Consider the following 17,893-nt stretch of genomic DNA (forward strand, 5'->3'; position numbering starts at 1 on the left):
TGAAACCTGCCTTGTTTTCCTTTTTCTTTAATTTTGTACATTAGTTGAAAATTACGCCATGGGTTTCGAAACAATTGATATAAAAGATTCTACAGGCACTCAGCTGATTGGAATACCCGAGAGCCTTAAGATTAATGACAATAAGGCCTACCTCAAAAAGGTTGGCAATGTGTTGTATATTATCCCTTTCCACGATCCTTGGAAGAGCTTGATTGATAGTGTGAATGAGTTTTCCGATGACTTCATGATCGAGAGAGATCAACCAATTGAACAAAAAAGGGAAACATTTGATTGATGTATATTCTCGATACGAATATTTGCATCTAAATAATCAAACAAAAGCCCCTTCATGTTTTTGAACGATTTCGATCTATTTCCCTAGGCGAAATTGGGATTTCTTCCATAACCCTATCTGAACTGAACTATGGAGTAATGAAAAGTGCATTACCCGAGAAAAATAAGCTTGCCCTTGCTCAATTTCTTGTCCCACTAGAAATCCTTCCATTTAATGAAGATGCCGCCATAGCTTATGGCAGAATAAGAGCAGACCTTGAAAACAAAGGGACTCCCATCGGCCCTCTAGATACCCTCATCGCAGCTCACGCACTCAGCCTGAATCAGACACTTGTAACAAATAATGAGAAAGAGTTTGCGAGAGTCATTTCCCTCAAAATAGAAAACTGGGCTTGAGTGATATAAAGCACAACAGAATTGCCTATGAAAGCAAAAAAGACCACTACTAAAAAAGCTGGCTCTTTTTTGCCCGGTGACATTCTTTTACACTCCGTCCAACAAGTCTTTGGTTGACTGTTACCTACGAACGTCTTTCTTTGCGAATTAGACGACCAACACCCTACAAGCGACCTGCCGGATTTATGCGCAAAACCGTACTTACGTTCATCTTTGGACATCTATTTTTTCTGGACGCCACCTGCCAGGAAGACAACGAAAAGAAAAACACAGCATTTCAATCTAAGTATCAGCTCCGTATTGAACGAGCCAAAGACCCCATCGTTCTCGACGGCGAGCTTAACGAAAGCAGCTGGCAAACTGCCGATGTGGCGACAGACTTCTGGATGAAGTTCCCCAGAGACGACCAGCAGGCGCCACGGCAAACAGAAATGCGGGCCACTTATGACGATAAATTTCTCTACGTTAGCGCCGTGTGTTACGACACCAGTTACTACGTTGTGCAAACACTCAAAAGAGACATCAGGTACTTCGATGGAGATGGTATTGCCGTAGTGATAGACCCTGTCAATAAAAAAACCAATGGCTTCTTTTTTGGTGTAAGCCCCATGAATGTGCAGGCTGAAGACCTGCTGGCTGCCAGCTCCAATAACCTCAACTTTAGCTGGGACAACAAATGGTTCTCAGAAGTAACCCGACACGAGGACCGCTGGATAGTAGAAATGGCCATCCCGTTCAAAACACTTCGGTTTGAAGCCAACAGCGGTGAGTGGGGCATCAACTTCATCCGCAACGACCTGAAGGCCAACCAATACCATGCCTGGACCAATATCCCAGTCAACTTCGATGGTTATGATTTGGGCTATACGGGATTGATGGTATGGGACAAAGCACCCGATCCTGTAAAAACCAATATATCGGTGATCCCTTTCATCACCGGAGGGATCAACAATAACCGGGAGGAAGAAACGCCCGTCACCTCAACTGATCTGGCAGGCGGACTTGACGCCAAAATTGGTGTTACCTCCTCCCTCAACCTGGATCTCACCGTGTTGCCGGATTTTTCTCAGATTGAGGTAGACGTACAACAAACAAACCTGACCAGGTTTAGCCTCAACTATCCCGAAAGGCGAACCTTTTTTCTGGAAAATGCCGACTTGTTTACAGGTTTCGGAGGTGGCCCCAACCGTCCTTTCTTTTCCCGCCGGATAGGACTCGACGAAAACGCTCAACCCATCCCCATTCTTGCTGGTGCCAGGCTTAGCGGCAACCTCACGCAGCGCATGCGGGTGGGTGTCATGAATATTCAAACCAGAGCAACAGACGATACTGAAGCGCAAAATTACACCGCCATTGCTGTCAATCAGCGAGTCTTCGGCCGGTCGCTTGTGAAAGGCTACTTTCATAACCGGCAGAGTTTTACTGATGATGGTGGCACTGATAAAACCAACTATGGCCGGAATGGTGGCCTTGGGTTCGATTATTCCAACATATCAGGCTCGTTAACCGGTACGGGGCTTGTGAGCGTATCAGAAAAACCGGGCGCTGGTGTTTCTTACTCACAGCACTATACTGCCGGGTACAACGACAGGCATTGGTCGCTATTTGCAGACTATATTTCTGTTCCAACGGATTTTTATGCCGACATGGGCTTCATTCCAAGGCTGGAGAATTATGATGCGCTACGGGACACTGTTATCAGGCTGGGGTTTGAACATATATATAGTCAAGGCAGCTACACCATTCGGCCAACCAATGGAGGGAAAATCAACTCTCACGAGATTTCAGCCAGCAACGTAGTCGACTGGAACCCGGACTGGTCGCTTAACGAACGGGTAACCGAATTAGGGTATGAATTAAGATTTCAAAACACCTCCGGGGTTGAGATCGGAGTCAATAACAACGACGTTAGGCTGCTATTTTCCACTGCCTTCATCGACGCCACCCCTCTGCCCCCAGCGACCTATAAGTTTAGCCAAATGGGGATCGCTTACAAGTCCGACGAAAGAAAGAAACTGGCATTTTCTGCTGAGACGGCTGTCGGTGGGTTCTACAATGGCGAAATCCAAAGCTATCAAGCTGAAATCATTTACAGAGTTCAACCCTGGGGAAATTTTTCACTAGGCTTTGAGCAAAATGAGTTGGACTTTGCTGAAGGTTACGGCAACGCAAGCATCAGCCTATTTAGCCAGCGGTCAGAACTCAATTTCTCCAATAGCCTTTTCTGGATAACTTTCTTCCAGTACAACACCCAGAGAAACAACTTCAACATCAACAGCAGGCTTCAGTGGAGATACAAGCCAATGTCGGATTTCTATTTGGTTTACACGGATAACTATTTTGCGGATCCGTTCCTTATGACCAAAAGCAAAGCCATCGTATTTAAGCTCAACTACTGGTTTACTCTATAATCAATTGTCAAAACGTTTAAATTTTCTGCAATGAAAAAACTTCTCTCCAGCTCAATCAACGAAAACTATGTATCACTTGGCCTCCTCGTTCTCAGGCTGTTTTCGGGTGCATTTATGTTAACGCATGGCTTCGGTAAGTTTCAACGCCTGTTTTCGGGCGGGGAAATCCGTTTCATGGATTTCATGGGCCTTGGGCCAACCATCTCTTTGTCGCTCGCCGTGTTTGCCGAGTTTCTCTGCGCCATCCTCATCATGCTGGGTGCTGCTACACGCCTGGCCGCAATCCCTCTCATAGTAACGATGACAACCGCCGGATTTGTGGCTCACGCTGCCGACCCCTTTGGCACCAAAGAAAAGCCGCTGCTGTTTTTGGTCATTTTTGTCTCTCTGCTGATCATGGGAGGCGGCAAATACTCCGTGGACAAGTTGATTGGCAAGTAGCACTTTCGCAACAATAGCTCAATTAAAGTGAGGCTTCCATAAAAAGTAAGTGAACGTCGATTTTATAAAACTTTCTTAAGTGAAATGTATAATTTCACCCCCAAAAGTGAACTGATATGAAGTTAACCGCACGAAACACCCACAGGGACATCGCCTATTTCTACATTGGGCTCATCATTGCCTTCTCTTTTTCAGGCATTTTCCTTAACCACCGGAGAGTTTGGCACCCAAGCCGGGTAAAGTATACGTCGCAAGAAATAAGTATGACACCGACAAGTGCCGACGCTGTGAACGACGAGTTCATCAAATCGTTCACCGAAGGCCAGTCCATCGATGACCAGCTTCGCAGGTACAGCATGGATGGAAATACGCTCAGAATATCTTATGGCACTCAGGATGTGACAATGGACGTGAGCACGGGCAAGGGGAAGCTGGAAAAATACATGACCACACCGCTTCTCGGTCAAATGACCAAGCTCCATGTTGACACGAGTGACTTCTGGATCTACTACTCCGACATATTTGGGGTGGCCATGCTTGTGATCGCTTTTACAGGGATGTTCATTGTGAAAGGCGACAAAAGTTTTAGAAAAAGAGGCTGGAAACTGGCCGCCATTGGGCTCTTGTTTCCTTTGATTTTTCTCTTCTTACTGGGCTAAAAAGAGGATCCATGTCATGAAAAGAGGCTGCCTCAAAAGGCCTATTGCTGACGTAATTGTCACATTGAGACCTAACATTTTTGGCAAACCGCACCAATTGAGATGACGTGATTCGAAAAATTCAAAAGAATGTGTCAAATTGAGCTCCGTCGAAATCCACATTCTTTAAAAAACTCATTAACACGTCATCGGTAGCCCGTCGAAATGCTCTTTAGGACTAATAACAAGGTTTCGACACCGACGTGGAACGAGCTCAACCTGACATCCAGTTGGGACTTTTGAGACAGCCTCTTTAGCTTTTCAGAGTGCCCAGACTAGTTACCCTCTGCTATCACCAGAAACTCTACTCTTCGATTGAGCTCCCGTCCCTCCAACTCCTGATCATTACTAGCCATAGGTTTAGTTTCACCATATCCCTTGGCTACGATCCGGTTGGCAGCAATGCCCCTTCCTACAAGATGCTTCTTGATTGACTCCGCCCTGTTTTGCGAAATAACCATATTGATCTTCTCTCCGCCAAAATTATCAGTGTGACCAGCCACTTCAATTACGAGACTTTCATCTTTTCGCATTAAAGACAACACCTCATCCAACAGCGGCTGGTAGTCAGAAGAAAAATAGACTTTGGTATTTTCAAAATATACATTTGGTCTTACCAGCTTGCGGATAGCTTCCTTGTATTTGTGGCTATGAGCCTGAGTGTCGCTACCAGCGGCGGTGGTAGCGCTTGTTCCTGTGCTGCCACTACCTGAGTTTCCAGCTCCACCCTCATTAATCAGCGCCACAACTGCCTTTTCCTTACTGGCAATAAGGTAGTCCGTATCGGCCTGCTCAGGCATTTTCACGTCGATGTTGCTCAGGGTGAACATCTCCTCTGTTTGCTCTCCCCCGATAACAAAATTCCTGGTAAGTGTGGTCGCCAAACCACCCGTCGCCTTTATCTGGAGGCTATTGTTATAAATCATATTTTCGTCGGCATTAAAAATCTCAACTACGAAAATCTCGTCAGCAATAATCTCGTTCCCGTAGGCGCCAGATTCCCCCGTAAAACTGGTGAATGACTCATCGTAATAGCTCGAAGGGTGAAATTTGATCTGGCAGCCTACGCACGGTTTACCTGTGGCCCCGTCAGTGATAACACCCTTTATATTAACCTTCTCAATGGCCCAGAAGTAATAGATATCGAAAGCCCCCATACCGTGTATGCGATCCGACGAAAAATACCCCTCCTCGCCGTCCACCTTCATTTTAAAGTTCAGCTCATTATCGGGGGAGTTAATGGGAAATCCCATATTCACTGGTGCGCCCCACGTTTTCGTGGTTTCGTCAAATGTTGAACTAAATACATCGTACCCTCCAACAAACCCAATCCGATCTGAGCTGAAATACAAGGTATTTCCGTCGACACTCAAATAAGGGCTAAGCTCATCAAAAGTGGAGTTTACACTACCAGGCAATAGCGTCGGCTCACTCCATTTCGCTGTTTCCGGATCTTTTCTTGACTCAAAAAGGTCAAAATCCTTGCCTTTCTTTCCATCGTTGGAAGCAAATATTACCCGATCCTCTTTGGGGTTGATGAAAAAATGAGAATGGACATGGGCGTTAGACAACGTGGCATCAAACTCGGCTGGGACTGTCCACTGACCGTCCTTTTGCTCACTATAAAAGAGGCGCCCCCCCTTTTTTCGGTCAAAAACAAACAGCTTTCCGTCTTCATTCACCACTTCCAGGTTGGCATTTTCATACTCAAAGTCTCCCAGTATCGGAACCTGCGTTGGCTTTTCCCAGCTAGACTCTCCAAACTTAGTATGATACACCCTGTATACATCATCTCTACCTTCGCTGGAGCGTGAGGAAAAAAACAGCAATTCATCGTTGCCACTAAAAAATACCGGAGAAAGGTCGTTTTGCTCGGAGTTGACACCGGGAACAAGCCTAATCTCGAAATCATCAGGATTCCTCAGGTATTTCAGCAGCCATTCCGCATCAGTAAAAAACCGCTTGGTTTCGTCGACTATCTCCTCACTCTTCTTTGCTCTCAGATCTAAGAAAATTTGGAAGTGTTTGATAGCATGCTGGGCGTCATAATTGCCAAAGTAAATTCTACCAAGCCAGTAAGAGAAGAATTTGTCTTTTTTCCCCTGAATATCGTCCAATTCTAATAATTCATCTATCGGCTTGCCTCTGCCATCGGTAAGGAAGTGACTAATAAGATAGTGGTACTTTGCTTTGGTTTGTTTAGGGTCTATTTCTAGTATCTCTTTGTATTTTCCCCGAGCCAAAACGAAGTTTTCCTGATAAAAAATCTTTTCCGCATCACGAAGCATTTTATCCACGTTTTGAGCGGATGCGGTAAAATATATGGCGATTAGTACAAAAGAAAGAAACAATCGAGGCATGGTGTCGAACTAAGGGTCTTGTTAAACAATCACTGGTTTTGTGATTGTTACAAGTCAATTACACAAATAATACAATAAGATAAAGCCGCCGGCTGCCAGGCAATCACTTGCATGCCAAGTGAAACCTCGCCAAACTAGCTGGTTTTGAGCTAAAAAAACTACTGTTTGGAGTAATCCGGCCTTCTCAGTTGCCTACATCCCTAGTTGGTGAAGCTATAAAATATCTTTCAATAATGAAAAACACCGAAATATAACATTACTAACACATACATAGCAACTTATCGGCCAATTGAGGCGGTAAATTCTACTTTGGGTGGTCAACATTCACTTCTAAACATCATTTCATTTCCTCCCAAATATCGATAAAAGCCTACCAATCGTCTAAAGCTTCCCCGGCCCGGAGCCATCAGGCCTTACATTTGATCATCCATAAAACGACAAAACCATGAAAAGTAAACTTTTGATTATCGACGACAACGAAATGATGCGGAGCTTCCTTAAGCATATCCTTGGAAGCTCATTTGAAGCAGAAGTAGTAAGTAGCGGCGAGGAAGCCCTGGAAGTGTTACACGACAAAGCAAGAACGCCTCAACTCATACTTGCCGACTTCGATTTAGACGGCATGAATGGCTACGAGCTTTTAGTCTACCTCAAGTCTTCGGCTGTGTACAAACATCTTCCGGTGGTCATCCTTTCGGGCAAAGGCAATAGCAATAACAGAATCAACTGTCTGAAAGCTGGTGCTTCTGACTTTATCACCAAACCTTTCAATCCCGTGGAACTACAGGTGAAAATCGAAGGTATTCTTGCCTCCCATCAGGTTCAACAAACAGCCTAACCGATGAAAATTGCAGCTATAGGAAATAGACTTTTACCCGTTGCCGAGGAGCTTGCCGCCAATGGAGTCTCTGTGTCGTGGCACCCATCCATTGAGGGCACGCAGGCTCATAACCTTGTCTTCATTGAGGCGGAGCCGGATATTCAACAGCAGTTGAAAGACCTCGTAAAGGAGCAAGCCGAAAAAAACTGCTACAAGAAAGTGGTACTTGTTGACTTCGACAACATCGCTATCCCGGCAGCCATGCAGCTTCCTCCGTTTATCGTGGATGTAGTTCAGTACTCGAAAAATAAAGAAACCTTTGTCGGGATCGTCAAGACCCTGATACATTTCACTTCAGAAAAAAAAGCTGAAAAGAAAAATGTTGCCACTTTCAAAATGCCTCTGTCTAAGCGGCTATTTGACATCATTGTGTCTTCGATGATCATTCTTATGATCAGCCCCATTCTTATTCTGGTGGCCATTCTCATCAAGCTGGAATCCAAAGGACCGATTGTCTATCAATCGCCCAGGGTAGGCACAGGCTACAAAATATTCCCTTTTTACAAATTTCGCTCCATGAGGCCCGATGCTGACAAGCTATTGGAAAAGATGAAGCACTTGAATCACTACGCTCAGGAAGATGAAGTCGTAGAAGATCCTACCACGAAAATTGACGATGTTGATCAAAGTATCGCTTTAGACGACGAGAACGTTTTGATTGGCGATGACTACTGGGTAGAAGAGACCAAGTTCGCTGCTTTTAAGCAGAAAGAAGAGAAAAACTCTTTTGTTAAAATCAATAACGACCCCAGAATTACCCGGGTTGGCAAAATCATCCGGAACTCAAGCATAGACGAATTGCCACAGCTTTTCAATGTACTGCTGGGTCATATGTCGATCGTTGGCAACCGTCCCCTCCCCTTGTATGAAGCCGAAAAACTTACCTCCGACGACTGGTCAAAGCGCTTCATGGCTCCAGCCGGCATCACAGGCCTTTGGCAAGTAACCGAAAGAGGTAAAAAAGCCACATCGGAAGACAGCCGCAAACGCCTCGACATAGAGTATGCCGAAAACTATTCTCTGTGGATGGACATCAAAATTTTAGTAAAAACGCCTCTTGCAGCCTTCCAGCACGAGAACGTATAAATACCCTTTTGAAAATTAAAGCTATGAAAATTAGAAGTATCGACGTGATCACCTTTCTGTTTGGTGCAATCTTGTTGACGGGTTGTATCAAAGAGTTTGACAGTGGCCCAGGTAACCAACAGGCGAATTCCTACGACCTGGACTTTTCGAATGTAACAACAAAAGCTATTCGCATCAAACTGACAGATGAGGCAGGCACTCCGCACAAAGGAGTTAAAATTACACTCTGGGATAAATCACCTCTCGACAATGGAGTGATCATACTCAAGGGCTTTACCGACCAGACGGGCAATTTCGAAACTGAGTACAGCATGCCCAACACTTTCACCGAAGTGGTCATGGAGCTTTCTTACCTCGGTCTCCCTGACTTCCTTGTGATTCCTGTTGAAGACTTTAACAGCCGCATAGAAATAGCCGGATTCAACCATGACTTCGACTACCTGGCCGACGAGCTAGTACCTGCGCAGAGTGTTGAAGACGGTGTGATGGTAGACAATTCCGGTGGACGAATGGCAGCCAACACAATTCTGGAGGCGCTTGGCACCTTCAATAGTCAGGGTAAACCAAGTTATCTTCTTACCAAAGACGTAATAACAGCCCAGTTACTTGAATTCATCAATGCATCATTACCTGAAAGGGAGCCAGTGCCGGATTATCACCCTGCCTACCTGGCCGAAGGCACTGAAACCAACCTTAATATTGAACAGGAAGCTGATGTATGGATGACTTTCGTTACCGAAGGCGCTGGCTATAGAAATACCCTCGGGTTCTACACCTATCCTACTGGCAGCGCACCCGCTTCGGCCACTGACATCAAGGTTCTCCACATCGGCTTCCCTAACGCTTCCCTTTCCGGATCCGGCGGGCAACTCAACCCTGGAGACAAAATCCGCCTTGGCAAATTTCAGCCAGGCACCTCTATCGGTTTTGTGCTAATTGCCGACGGTTTCAATTCAGCCACCTCGCAAATAAAAGATTACGCCACCCGTTACTATTCGCACAATCACCTTAATCCTGAGTCAGTTGCAGAACACCGGCAGCACACAGTGACACTGTATGACGAAGAAAACAAGCTGTTTCTTATTGGATTTGAAGATTTGAACCGAGATAACGGGAGCGACAACGACTTTAACGATGCAGTATTTTATATCACGTCTAACCCAATTACCGCCATCAGCAAAGCCAATATCAATCCGATTGACAAGCCTGGAGACAACGACGGCGACGGCGTAAGCAACGTGTATGATGAGTTTCCTGACGACCCGGCGTTTGCTTATAAGTACGACTACCCGTCATCCGAAGCATACGGTACCTTTAGCTTCGAAGACAGGTGGCCTGGCTATGGCGACTACGACTTCAACGATTTTGTGGTAGATTATCGCTTCACCCAATTCGCAGATGCCAATAACAAAATCACTAACCTGAAATCAGAATTCGTGATCAAAGCAATTGGCGCAAGCTATCAGAATGGATTTGGGTTTTCAACCAAACTTGCACCTAGCCTCGTTGCTACGGTAACAGGCAGCGAATTACACGGCTCGGTTGTTACTCTTAATGCTAACGGCACCGAGCAGAGTCAATCGAAAGCTACAATTATTGTTTCAGACAACGTTCACAGTGGCTTTCCAACCAGGGGCATAATCAATACCATACAAGCCAATAGCTTTGTTGCCCCCGACACCATTCGAAATCTGGTCTCCTTTACAAGACCTGTGACCTTTGCAGAGCTAGGTTCGGCTCCCTACAATCCATTCTTATTCATCAATCAGGAGAGAGGACGGGAAGTGCATATGCCAGGCTATGAACCAACTGACCTGGCTGATCATAGCTATTTTGGAACCGAAAACGATAATTCAGATCCTTCCAGAGGTATCTACTACAGGTCAAAAGAAGAGCTTCCATGGGCGATGAACCTTCCCATGTCCTTCGACTACCCTGTAGAGGGCGGAGATGTAAGAGAGGGCTACCTAAACCTCAATCAGTGGGCTAAAAGCTCAGGCTTCAGCTATATGGACTGGTATATGGACAAACCTGGCTATAGAAACACCAACAAGCTTTACAAAAAGAAGTAAAGATTCATTTTTAAATATTCATGGTTTATGGTGTGAAAGGGAAACTGCTGGTTTCCCTTTCTCTTTTAAGCGCACCAGGAAAGCCCTGCCTGAAGAACATCCTCCCATTTTTTGGGCCTGCAACGCTGCAGTCCTGTAAATCCAATTATCGCCGGATTCTGTCATTAACCGGCTCACCTCCTCCAAACATCTAATAAATCCCGATCAGGGAGCGCTCTGTTATAGATTTGTATTATCAAATAAACTAGTTATGCGCTTATTCATCTTTATATGTTTACTCTCACCTCTGGCGGTCTTCGCCCGGCAGGAGATAGACGTGGCGAAGGAAATCGAACTGGTTGAGGTGCTTCTTTCCAACGAAGCAGCCATCGATAGTTTGGTCGAACTGGCACTTGTCAACTCCTACTACTTGAAAAGCTTCGACGCCGAGCTTGCCCAGCAGTACGAAAATGTGAAGCAGGAGAAAAACAAGTGGCTCTCTACCTTCAGAATGGGCATTAACTTCTTTTCACTCAACACTTCTCTGGACGGTCAAAACCAATCGGTGACAACAGCTGGCTTGCTCCCCAACCTGGGTATTACCCTGGGCATCGACCCTGAAAAATTCATCAACCGCCGGAGCTATATCAGAGAAGCAGAGTACAATATTGTACGAGCCGAAAATTCTTTAAAAAACCAACGCAAGGCAGTCCGAACGCAGGTAGTGGACATATTCTACACCTATCTTGAGGCGCTTGGGATTGCACAGCTAAGGATATCCGCCAATCAAACACAAAGCGAACAGGTAACACTGGTCACCGAACGTTTCAGAAAAGGCGAAGCAGGCATGGAAGAAGTGCTGCTAACTCAGAACGGAATGAACCTGACCCAGGAGGCTGTGCTGAAAGCCGAACTCTCAGTCAGGAAAATCAGAAGACAAATTTCGATCATGATCTCAGACACTGAAGCTGCGTCTGCCACTTCAGAGCAATAAAACCATGGACCAACTAATAGCAATACTCAGAACATTAATGAAGCACTGGCTTAAGCTTGTGCTCGTGCCTGGGCTAACTATGGCGTTGATCATCTACATGACGGCCAATGGCCAAAAAACCTACAAAACAGAAGCGAAACTCTATCTCAACCTACAGGAAAGCAAAAGCACTAGTCTGACGGATGAGGACATGAAGCAATACCAGATCCACACGGTATTCCAAAACATTGTGGAACTGCTGAAATCGAAAAAACCTATAGAAAGGGTAAGAATCAAAGCGGTAAGAAAAGGCCTCGAAGGTGGAAACATCTTTTCCATTGGAAATGAAAGCCTGGTTGCTAACCAGGGGGAAGTGCTGAAACGTCTTGACGAAATGGAGCACAACAATGAGCAGCTTCGTCCAAAACAGTTTCCCGACACCCTTATTGCCAGCTATCTGAACTTCCACCAGCTACAGATTGAGAGGTTGAAGGATATCGTCATGTCGTACCGTATCATGGACAGTAACTTCATGAAGTTTGAGCTTTCAGAGCATGTTCCTGAAAAAACCCAGATAATAGCCGATCTGTTTATTGAGGCCCTTATCGACGAAAACCGTGAGATTGCCAAAAACAAAATAAAGAGTCATAAAGACTTGATTGAAGGGCTGGTGAAGCAAGCAAAAGCGGACCTGGATGCAAAAATAAAGAAGCTGGAAAACTTTAAAGTAGAAAATACCATCATCAATCTTGGCGAGCATACCAAAGCCATTGTGGTGTATCTGGTACAACTGGAAGGCACCCGGGCCAACCTGATGGCCAAGGTTAGCTCTTCAGCGAAAGGTAAGTCAGAAGTGCTTACCACAGTGGCTGCGGGCAACTCCTTGTCATTGGACCTCACCACCAACGCTGAAATTGTTCAGTTAAAGGAAGAGCTGAAGAGGCTCAACCGCCAGGTGCTCACCACTAGCATGGAAGAGGATAATGCCGCTGCCCTGGCCCAGGTAAAACAGAATGTTGAAAACACCAGAAAAGTTATCAATGACAAACTGATAGAGTTGACAGGCAAAAGTCCTTACGACCCCAGCAGAATTCAGCTCGAACTGGCCAGCAAATACCTTAACTACGACCTGGATGCGGAAATGAATGCCGATATTCTGAACGTCATTGAAAATGAAATTCAAAGAGTGGTTGGCTACGCAAAGAAATTCGCTCCACTTGAATCCACGATAGTGGCATTGGAACAGGAAATCAGCACAGCGCAAAACGTTTACCTTGTGCTACTTAACAAGCTTAACCTTACCCAAACCATCGAGTCAGGCTCTGGGGAGAACATGATTGAAGTGATTGACCCTCCATACCTCCCCACTAAGCCTGAGCCTTCGAAAAGGCCTGTTATAGTGGCAGCTGGTGGTATCGCAGTTTTCGTATTAATGGCTGCAGTCTTCATTATCGTTCAATTACTTGATGCGTCCATCATCAGTGTGGAGAAATTCGAGAGGAATTCGACGTTACCAGTCATTGGCGCCCTACCTAGAATTACTGATAAAGAAAAAGATCAAAAGCTTGCCAAAGCACTTCAGCTTATTCATCAGCAGCAGGTACTACAGTTGCTGCAAATGATCATGAGCAAATGTTTCGACGATGAGGGCATACTGATGCTAACCTCCAGCCAGGCAGGTGAAGGCAAGCACTACATCGCAATGGAACTTCAATCGCTACTGGAAGGATCTGGGAAAAAGGTGGCTTTTGTTGACGCCGACTGGATGAACGAAAACACCTATGAGTCTCTCATTGATTTCAAGCCCTTAGTAGAGAACAATGGTTTGATAAAAAACAGAACCAAAATTGTAGAGTCGCTAGATAAGATGAAAACCGAAAACGACCTTGTTGTGCTGATTACCTCCCCTATCAACATCAGTGCCGAGGCGGGATTCTGGATGGAGCTATCCAAGCATGTCCTCTACGTGTTCGGCGCTAACCGCATTATGACAAAGGTCGACCAGAGAGTAGAAAAAATGCTTCTTGAATCGAGGTTGCAGTTCCTGGGCACACTGCTCAACAGGGTAGACATCGAAAACATGGAAGACTACCTGGGTGAAATACCCAAGAAAAGAACCTTCATAAGAAGGATCACGAAGAAATTAATTACAAGAGACTTTTAGAAATAATGACAGCTATACAGCTTATAATGTACCCAATCGCCCTTTTCCTCCTCTTTTACAGTCTTTACTGGCTGGCCCTCATCGTATTGGGCTATGCCAATCCAAAGGCATCGGAGGAAAATAAAAACCAGAGCAATCCACACCTGCTACTTGTGCTACCGGCCTACAAACCTGGCCCCATTTTCAGGGAAGTACTTAACTCCATTGAAACAGCTATCAGGGCAAGAAAGAACATCCACGTTTATGTATTGCTCCAGGAAGCTGACAGCGGCTACGCCGATTTTGTAAAATCAAAAGGTTTTTTTGTCGAGGAGAAGAGCTTTGGGCACCTGGGAGGCAATTCCTATCAACATGCGCTGCGACACATTACCCACACTATTCAGCGTGAATGCAACAAAGGTACCTGGTGCCCTGAATTTCTTATGCTGGTGGACAAAGACAACCTGCTCGACAAAGATTATTTCAACAATATTCCTGAATCAATTTACGATAGCTACGACATCATACAGGGCAAGCGATCGTCTCTGTCGGTAAACAACTCAGTGGCTTTCTTCGATAATACCACGGAAGCGCTTAACGACACCATGTTCCGCAAGGCGAAACAAAATATGGGGCTGATGATTGAAATCAGCGGGAGTGGGGCGTTAATTGAAGCAGAGCTGTTTTCAGAGGCTATCAACAGCCTGGACCCCAGGGCTCCTGGCTTCGATAAAAACTTTATGGTACAGCTACTGAGTCACAAGCGAGATGTGCGTACCATCTACTGGCCCAGCAGCGAGCTTTACGAGGAAAAGACTTCTGCACTTGAAGCACACAACCCACAGCGCTTGAGATGGTTTGGCGAGCAATACTACAATGCGCTGTACCATGGTAAAACACTGCTAAAAGCGGCCATTAATTACAGAAGAATGGCAGCATTTGACTATATTATCACACTTTGGAGGCCGCCAAGGTCTGTCCAGGTGGTCATCGCTCCTATGGCAGCAGCTTTGGAAATTGGCTGGTATGCTTACTTTGGTAGCTGGCCATTGTATTTGCCATTGTTTACCGCCTCGGTAATCATTCTTGGACTAGCCGTGGCTTTGTTCCTTATTAGCCAGCAAGCATTAGGCACGGCATTGAAGCATGGACTTCAGCTACCTAAATTGGCGTTTAACAATATTTTCAATGCCGCCAAGAGTATTAAGAAGGAAAACCAGGGCAAATTTATTCATACTACCCACAAGCTTTAGGAAGATGCCTTTTCAGAGGCGTCTTCTTACAAGATAAATGAAAAACCTCTCTCCATCTTCAGGAACCATCCTCGGCCGGTTTATCCGGGGCGAGGGAGGTATTCCCCCATGGATGCAGTGGGTATTCTGGCTTTGTTTGGTGCCCGTCATTGCCAAGTTGATGGTGGCGAAAGGCATCATCGTGGCGCTCGGCATCATTGTGATGGTGGTAGCACTGCCCATTGGTGTATCTGCCCTATGGAAAACGGAAATTGGCATCTATATCATGCTGGGCCTGGCCTTCTTTGTCAGTATCCCCAACAGGCTCTTCGAAGGTATTCCCATGGGCATTTTGCTCGATGTGGTCATCGTTACCATGCTGGTGGGCATGCTTTACCGCTGCACCTACAACAAGGACTGGAGCACCTTTTCAAGTCCAGTCAGTATTTCCATATTGTTGTGGGCCGGTATGAATGTCTTCGAGCTATTCAATCCCATGGCCGCATCCCGGCAGGCCTGGTTCTTTGTGATAAGGCCGGCAGTTGGCTACCTGATGCTCTTCTTTCTCACGTACGACATGCTCACCACGCCCAAGAAAATGTACAGGCTGCTGTTTGTCATCCTTGGGCTTTCGCTGTTTTCGGCCAGCTGGGGTATTTGGCAGGCTAATTTTGGCTATTTCAGCTGGGAGTATAATTACGTGGTCAGGCACGACGTCATGCACCTCGTTTTCAACTACGGTCGGTGGAGAGCCATCGGCAGCATCGGCTCACCGGCGCAGTTTGGCATATTGATGGCTTTCATTTCCATGCTATGTGTGGCCCTGCTAACGGCTTTCAAGGGCACATTTACAAAGCTCTTCCTGCTAGTCACGTTCCTTGCAACACTCATGGGCATGGTGTACTCCGGTACACGATCAGCCTATGTCATCATCCCCATCTTCTATTTTGGCTGGGTGGTACTTTCAAGAAACAAGAAGCTCTACTATTCAGTAATCTTTGCCGGTGCACTGATGGTGACCGTCGCCGTAATGCCTACTAACAACTACCACATCCAGCGCATACAAAGCACTTTCAAGGCATCTGAGGACGCCTCCTACCAAACCCGTGCCCGCAACAAGGCCATCATTTTCCCCTGGATCCTCAAGCATCCCATTGGCGGTGGCCTTGGCTCCACAGGCGTTTGGGGGCAGCGCTTCTCTCCCGGCACCTTTCTGGCCAACTTCCCGCCTGACTCAGGTTTGATCCGTGTAGCCGTAGAGCTGGGCTGGATAGGCTTGCTTTTCTTTCTCAATGTGTACTACAATATTCTCGTAAAAGGCACCTTCCTTTTCTGGAAAATGAAGAATAAACGCTACAAAGCCATTGTTTCCGGCATGATATGCGCCATTGCCCCGCTACTCGTCGTGGAATGGGGGCAGGAGGTCGTAGGCGTTTTCCCAATGAGCGTGCTTTTCTGGCTATTTGCCGCCATTATGTTTCGATCCATCGATTTTGATCAGAAAGAGCAAGCCGAGCAAGCTAAATTTGAATCATAATTCAATGAAAGGCTTACTTGCTAATGATTTCATTCAGAAACAAAATATGGTCACTACTAAACAACGGGATTGAGTTTGCTCTGGGCATAGGCCTGGTCGCAGCCATCACCCGGATGTATAGTACCGAAGACACAGGAGCCTGGTTCCTGTTCATCGCCATATTTGCTATGGCAGGCAGCCTCAGAGATGCCCTCATTCAGTCGGCCATGGTGAAAAGCACCGCTGGCATAACTGGTAGCTCAGCCCACAGCTCGCTAAAGACCAACCTTACGGTGATGATCTCTTTTGAATTGGTTACAAGCCTCGTCATCGTTGTGGTAAGTTTATTTCTGGGCACAATCCTTGGCAAGTTCCTCCTCTTCTACCCCTTGTATGCTATTCCGAATGCATGGTTTCGCTGGCAGGTATTTTACCTGAGAAGCCAATTGCAGATCAAAGAGATATTTATTACTAATCTACTTAACCTTTGCACCATCATCGTTTTGTTCGTTCTACTCTACCTGAACAAAGCGGAAGTCATTTACCTCGTGCCTACTATGGGAGCCGGGAGCATTGCAGGCGGCATTTTTGCCTCATTCTTCCTTCCTTACAGGCAAATCATCAAGGCGACCACGGCAAAGGAAAATCTGAAGCTTATTCGTCATTTTGGTTTTTTTGCCATGCTGCGGGAAGCTACCTCAGCGGTATCATCAAGAATTAGCCTGTTTTACTCCAGTGCGCTCCTTAGCCTGCAGCAAACGGCTTTCCTTGGGGTATCACAACGCTTTTCCCAAATCGCTCTTTTGCCCAACAACGCCTTCCAGTCTATCCTTTTTCCCAGCCTGGTAATGCATGTGAACAAAGGCGACCTGAAAGCAGCCAAACACACATTCGAAGATTCTATTGCCCAGCTTCTGGCCTTCACCATTCCATTTGCAATAACTGGCGTTTTCTTGTCGCCTTTTATTCTGGAATTGGTGAGTGGTCCAGAATATAGACAATCCTGGTCCATACTAGCCATTTACCTTCTGCTGGCTACCATCATAACGCCTTTTGGCGCAGCCTTTGGCAGCATGGTGACTGCCATGGGAAAACCTCAGATGGCATTCCGCATTGTGCTGGTTAACAGCATATTGAATATCGGCATTGGCTACCTGCTCATGAGCGTCATTGGCCTGATGGGCGCCCCGCTTTCTATGGCCATTACTGAGCTGGGAGGATTTATCTGGATTGGAACAATACTCAAAAAAGAGGCTGACATCAGCATCGTTTCCACATTTGCAAAAATTCCGGGTATCTACCTGAAAAGCACCGGAAAAGTGCTCGGGCTGCTGAAAAAGTCAGAGGCACCCATAAAAACGACGGAGGTGATCAAATGAAGAAGCTAATAACGACTGCCGGATATGCCGTCT

14 protein-coding genes are annotated in these 17,893 nt (G+C 46.0%); 13 read left to right on the forward strand and 1 reads right to left on the reverse strand.

Features of this window, described 5'->3' with window-relative positions; translation table 11 throughout:
* Positions 1–58: 58 nt before the first annotated feature.
* The 5 genes from AAC052_RS13860 (at position 59) to AAC052_RS13880 (ending at position 4,201) form a co-directional block, all read left to right on the forward strand.
* The gene (locus AAC052_RS13860) at positions 59–295 is read left to right on the forward strand and encodes an AbrB/MazE/SpoVT family DNA-binding domain-containing protein (protein ID WP_317487090.1); all 237 of its coding nucleotides are present in this window, start codon (positions 59–61) and stop codon (positions 293–295) included.
* A 35-nt stretch (positions 296–330) separates the two neighbouring features.
* A complete protein-coding gene (locus AAC052_RS13865) occupies positions 331–690 on the forward strand; it encodes a type II toxin-antitoxin system VapC family toxin (RefSeq protein ID WP_339814258.1) in 360 nt (119 codons plus the stop codon).
* A gap of 185 nt (positions 691–875) precedes the next feature.
* Entirely contained in the window at positions 876–3,101 is a 2,226-nt protein-coding gene (locus tag AAC052_RS13870; protein ID WP_339813948.1) for a DUF5916 domain-containing protein, read from the forward strand.
* Positions 3,102–3,131: 30 nt separating this feature from the next.
* Complete coding sequence (locus tag AAC052_RS13875; protein ID WP_317487092.1) at positions 3,132–3,542, forward strand: DoxX family protein; 411 nt, start codon at positions 3,132–3,134, stop codon at positions 3,540–3,542.
* Between the two features lie 116 nt (positions 3,543–3,658).
* Positions 3,659–4,201 carry a PepSY-associated TM helix domain-containing protein gene (locus AAC052_RS13880; RefSeq protein WP_339813950.1) on the forward strand — a complete coding sequence of 181 codons (543 nt, stop codon included), beginning with the start codon at positions 3,659–3,661 and terminating at the stop codon, positions 4,199–4,201.
* A 314-nt stretch (positions 4,202–4,515) separates the two neighbouring features.
* Here AAC052_RS13880 and AAC052_RS13885 read toward each other — a convergent pair whose 3' ends face one another.
* Positions 4,516–6,528 carry an OmpA family protein gene (locus tag AAC052_RS13885; RefSeq protein WP_339813951.1) on the reverse strand — a complete coding sequence of 671 codons (2,013 nt, stop codon included), beginning with the start codon at positions 6,526–6,528 and terminating at the stop codon, positions 4,516–4,518.
* Positions 6,529–7,045: 517 nt separating this feature from the next.
* On the opposite strand from AAC052_RS13885, the gene AAC052_RS13890 reads away from it, so the two are divergent.
* The 8 genes from AAC052_RS13890 (at position 7,046) to AAC052_RS13925 (ending at position 17,860) form a co-directional block, all read left to right on the forward strand.
* The gene (locus tag AAC052_RS13890) at positions 7,046–7,438 is read left to right on the forward strand and encodes a response regulator (RefSeq protein WP_317487095.1); all 393 of its coding nucleotides are present in this window, start codon (positions 7,046–7,048) and stop codon (positions 7,436–7,438) included.
* Positions 7,439–7,441: 3 nt separating this feature from the next.
* Positions 7,442–8,566: a sugar transferase gene (locus tag AAC052_RS13895; RefSeq protein ID WP_339813953.1), complete on the forward strand. Its 1,125-nt coding sequence runs from the start codon at positions 7,442–7,444 to the stop codon at positions 8,564–8,566.
* A gap of 23 nt (positions 8,567–8,589) precedes the next feature.
* Positions 8,590–10,638, forward strand: a complete 2,049-nt coding sequence (locus AAC052_RS13900) for an LruC domain-containing protein (RefSeq protein ID WP_339813955.1) — start codon at positions 8,590–8,592, stop codon at positions 10,636–10,638.
* A 250-nt stretch (positions 10,639–10,888) separates the two neighbouring features.
* On the forward strand, positions 10,889–11,611 hold the full coding sequence (locus AAC052_RS13905) for a TolC family protein (RefSeq protein ID WP_339813956.1): 723 nt from the start codon (positions 10,889–10,891) through the stop codon (positions 11,609–11,611).
* A 4-nt stretch (positions 11,612–11,615) separates the two neighbouring features.
* Positions 11,616–13,754, forward strand: coding sequence for a hypothetical protein (locus AAC052_RS13910; protein ID WP_339813957.1), 2,139 nt, complete (start codon positions 11,616–11,618; stop codon positions 13,752–13,754).
* A 26-nt stretch (positions 13,755–13,780) separates the two neighbouring features.
* Positions 13,781–14,986, forward strand: coding sequence for a glycosyltransferase family 2 protein (locus AAC052_RS13915; RefSeq protein ID WP_339813959.1), 1,206 nt, complete (start codon positions 13,781–13,783; stop codon positions 14,984–14,986).
* A gap of 37 nt (positions 14,987–15,023) precedes the next feature.
* The gene (locus AAC052_RS13920) at positions 15,024–16,502 is read left to right on the forward strand and encodes an O-antigen ligase family protein (RefSeq protein WP_339813960.1); all 1,479 of its coding nucleotides are present in this window, start codon (positions 15,024–15,026) and stop codon (positions 16,500–16,502) included.
* 23 nt (positions 16,503–16,525) lie between these two features.
* Positions 16,526–17,860, forward strand: a complete 1,335-nt coding sequence (locus AAC052_RS13925; protein WP_339813962.1) for a polysaccharide biosynthesis C-terminal domain-containing protein — start codon at positions 16,526–16,528, stop codon at positions 17,858–17,860.
* The last annotated feature ends 33 nt before the right edge of the window (positions 17,861–17,893 follow it).

The sequence above is a fragment of the uncultured Imperialibacter sp. genome, assembly GCF_963974565.1.
In the GTDB taxonomy this organism is placed as follows: domain Bacteria; phylum Bacteroidota; class Bacteroidia; order Cytophagales; family Cyclobacteriaceae; genus Imperialibacter; species Imperialibacter roseus.

What these genes read in the sequence shown, in the direction of transcription:
- AAC052_RS13870 (WP_339813948.1), top strand. Translation starts at nt 876, where the DNA reads ATGCGCAAAACCGTACTTACGTTCATCTTTGGACATCTATTTTTTCTG.
- AAC052_RS13895 (WP_339813953.1), top strand. Translation starts at nt 7,442, where the DNA reads ATGAAAATTGCAGCTATAGGAAATAGACTTTTACCCGTTGCCGAGGAG.
- AAC052_RS13920 (WP_339813960.1), top strand. Translation starts at nt 15,024, where the DNA reads ATGAAAAACCTCTCTCCATCTTCAGGAACCATCCTCGGCCGGTTTATC.
- AAC052_RS13890 (WP_317487095.1), top strand. Translation starts at nt 7,046, where the DNA reads ATGAAAAGTAAACTTTTGATTATCGACGACAACGAAATGATGCGGAGC.
- AAC052_RS13875 (WP_317487092.1), top strand. Translation starts at nt 3,132, where the DNA reads ATGAAAAAACTTCTCTCCAGCTCAATCAACGAAAACTATGTATCACTT.
- AAC052_RS13900 (WP_339813955.1), top strand. Translation starts at nt 8,590, where the DNA reads ATGAAAATTAGAAGTATCGACGTGATCACCTTTCTGTTTGGTGCAATC.
- AAC052_RS13880 (WP_339813950.1), top strand. Translation starts at nt 3,659, where the DNA reads ATGAAGTTAACCGCACGAAACACCCACAGGGACATCGCCTATTTCTAC.
- AAC052_RS13860 (WP_317487090.1), top strand. Translation starts at nt 59, where the DNA reads ATGGGTTTCGAAACAATTGATATAAAAGATTCTACAGGCACTCAGCTG.
- AAC052_RS13905 (WP_339813956.1), top strand. Translation starts at nt 10,889, where the DNA reads ATGCGCTTATTCATCTTTATATGTTTACTCTCACCTCTGGCGGTCTTC.
- AAC052_RS13915 (WP_339813959.1), top strand. Translation starts at nt 13,781, where the DNA reads ATGTACCCAATCGCCCTTTTCCTCCTCTTTTACAGTCTTTACTGGCTG.
- AAC052_RS13925 (WP_339813962.1), top strand. Translation starts at nt 16,526, where the DNA reads ATGATTTCATTCAGAAACAAAATATGGTCACTACTAAACAACGGGATT.
- AAC052_RS13910 (WP_339813957.1), top strand. Translation starts at nt 11,616, where the DNA reads ATGGACCAACTAATAGCAATACTCAGAACATTAATGAAGCACTGGCTT.
- AAC052_RS13885 (WP_339813951.1), bottom strand. Translation starts at nt 6,528, where the DNA reads ATGCTTCGTGATGCGGAAAAGATTTTTTATCAGGAAAACTTCGTTTTG.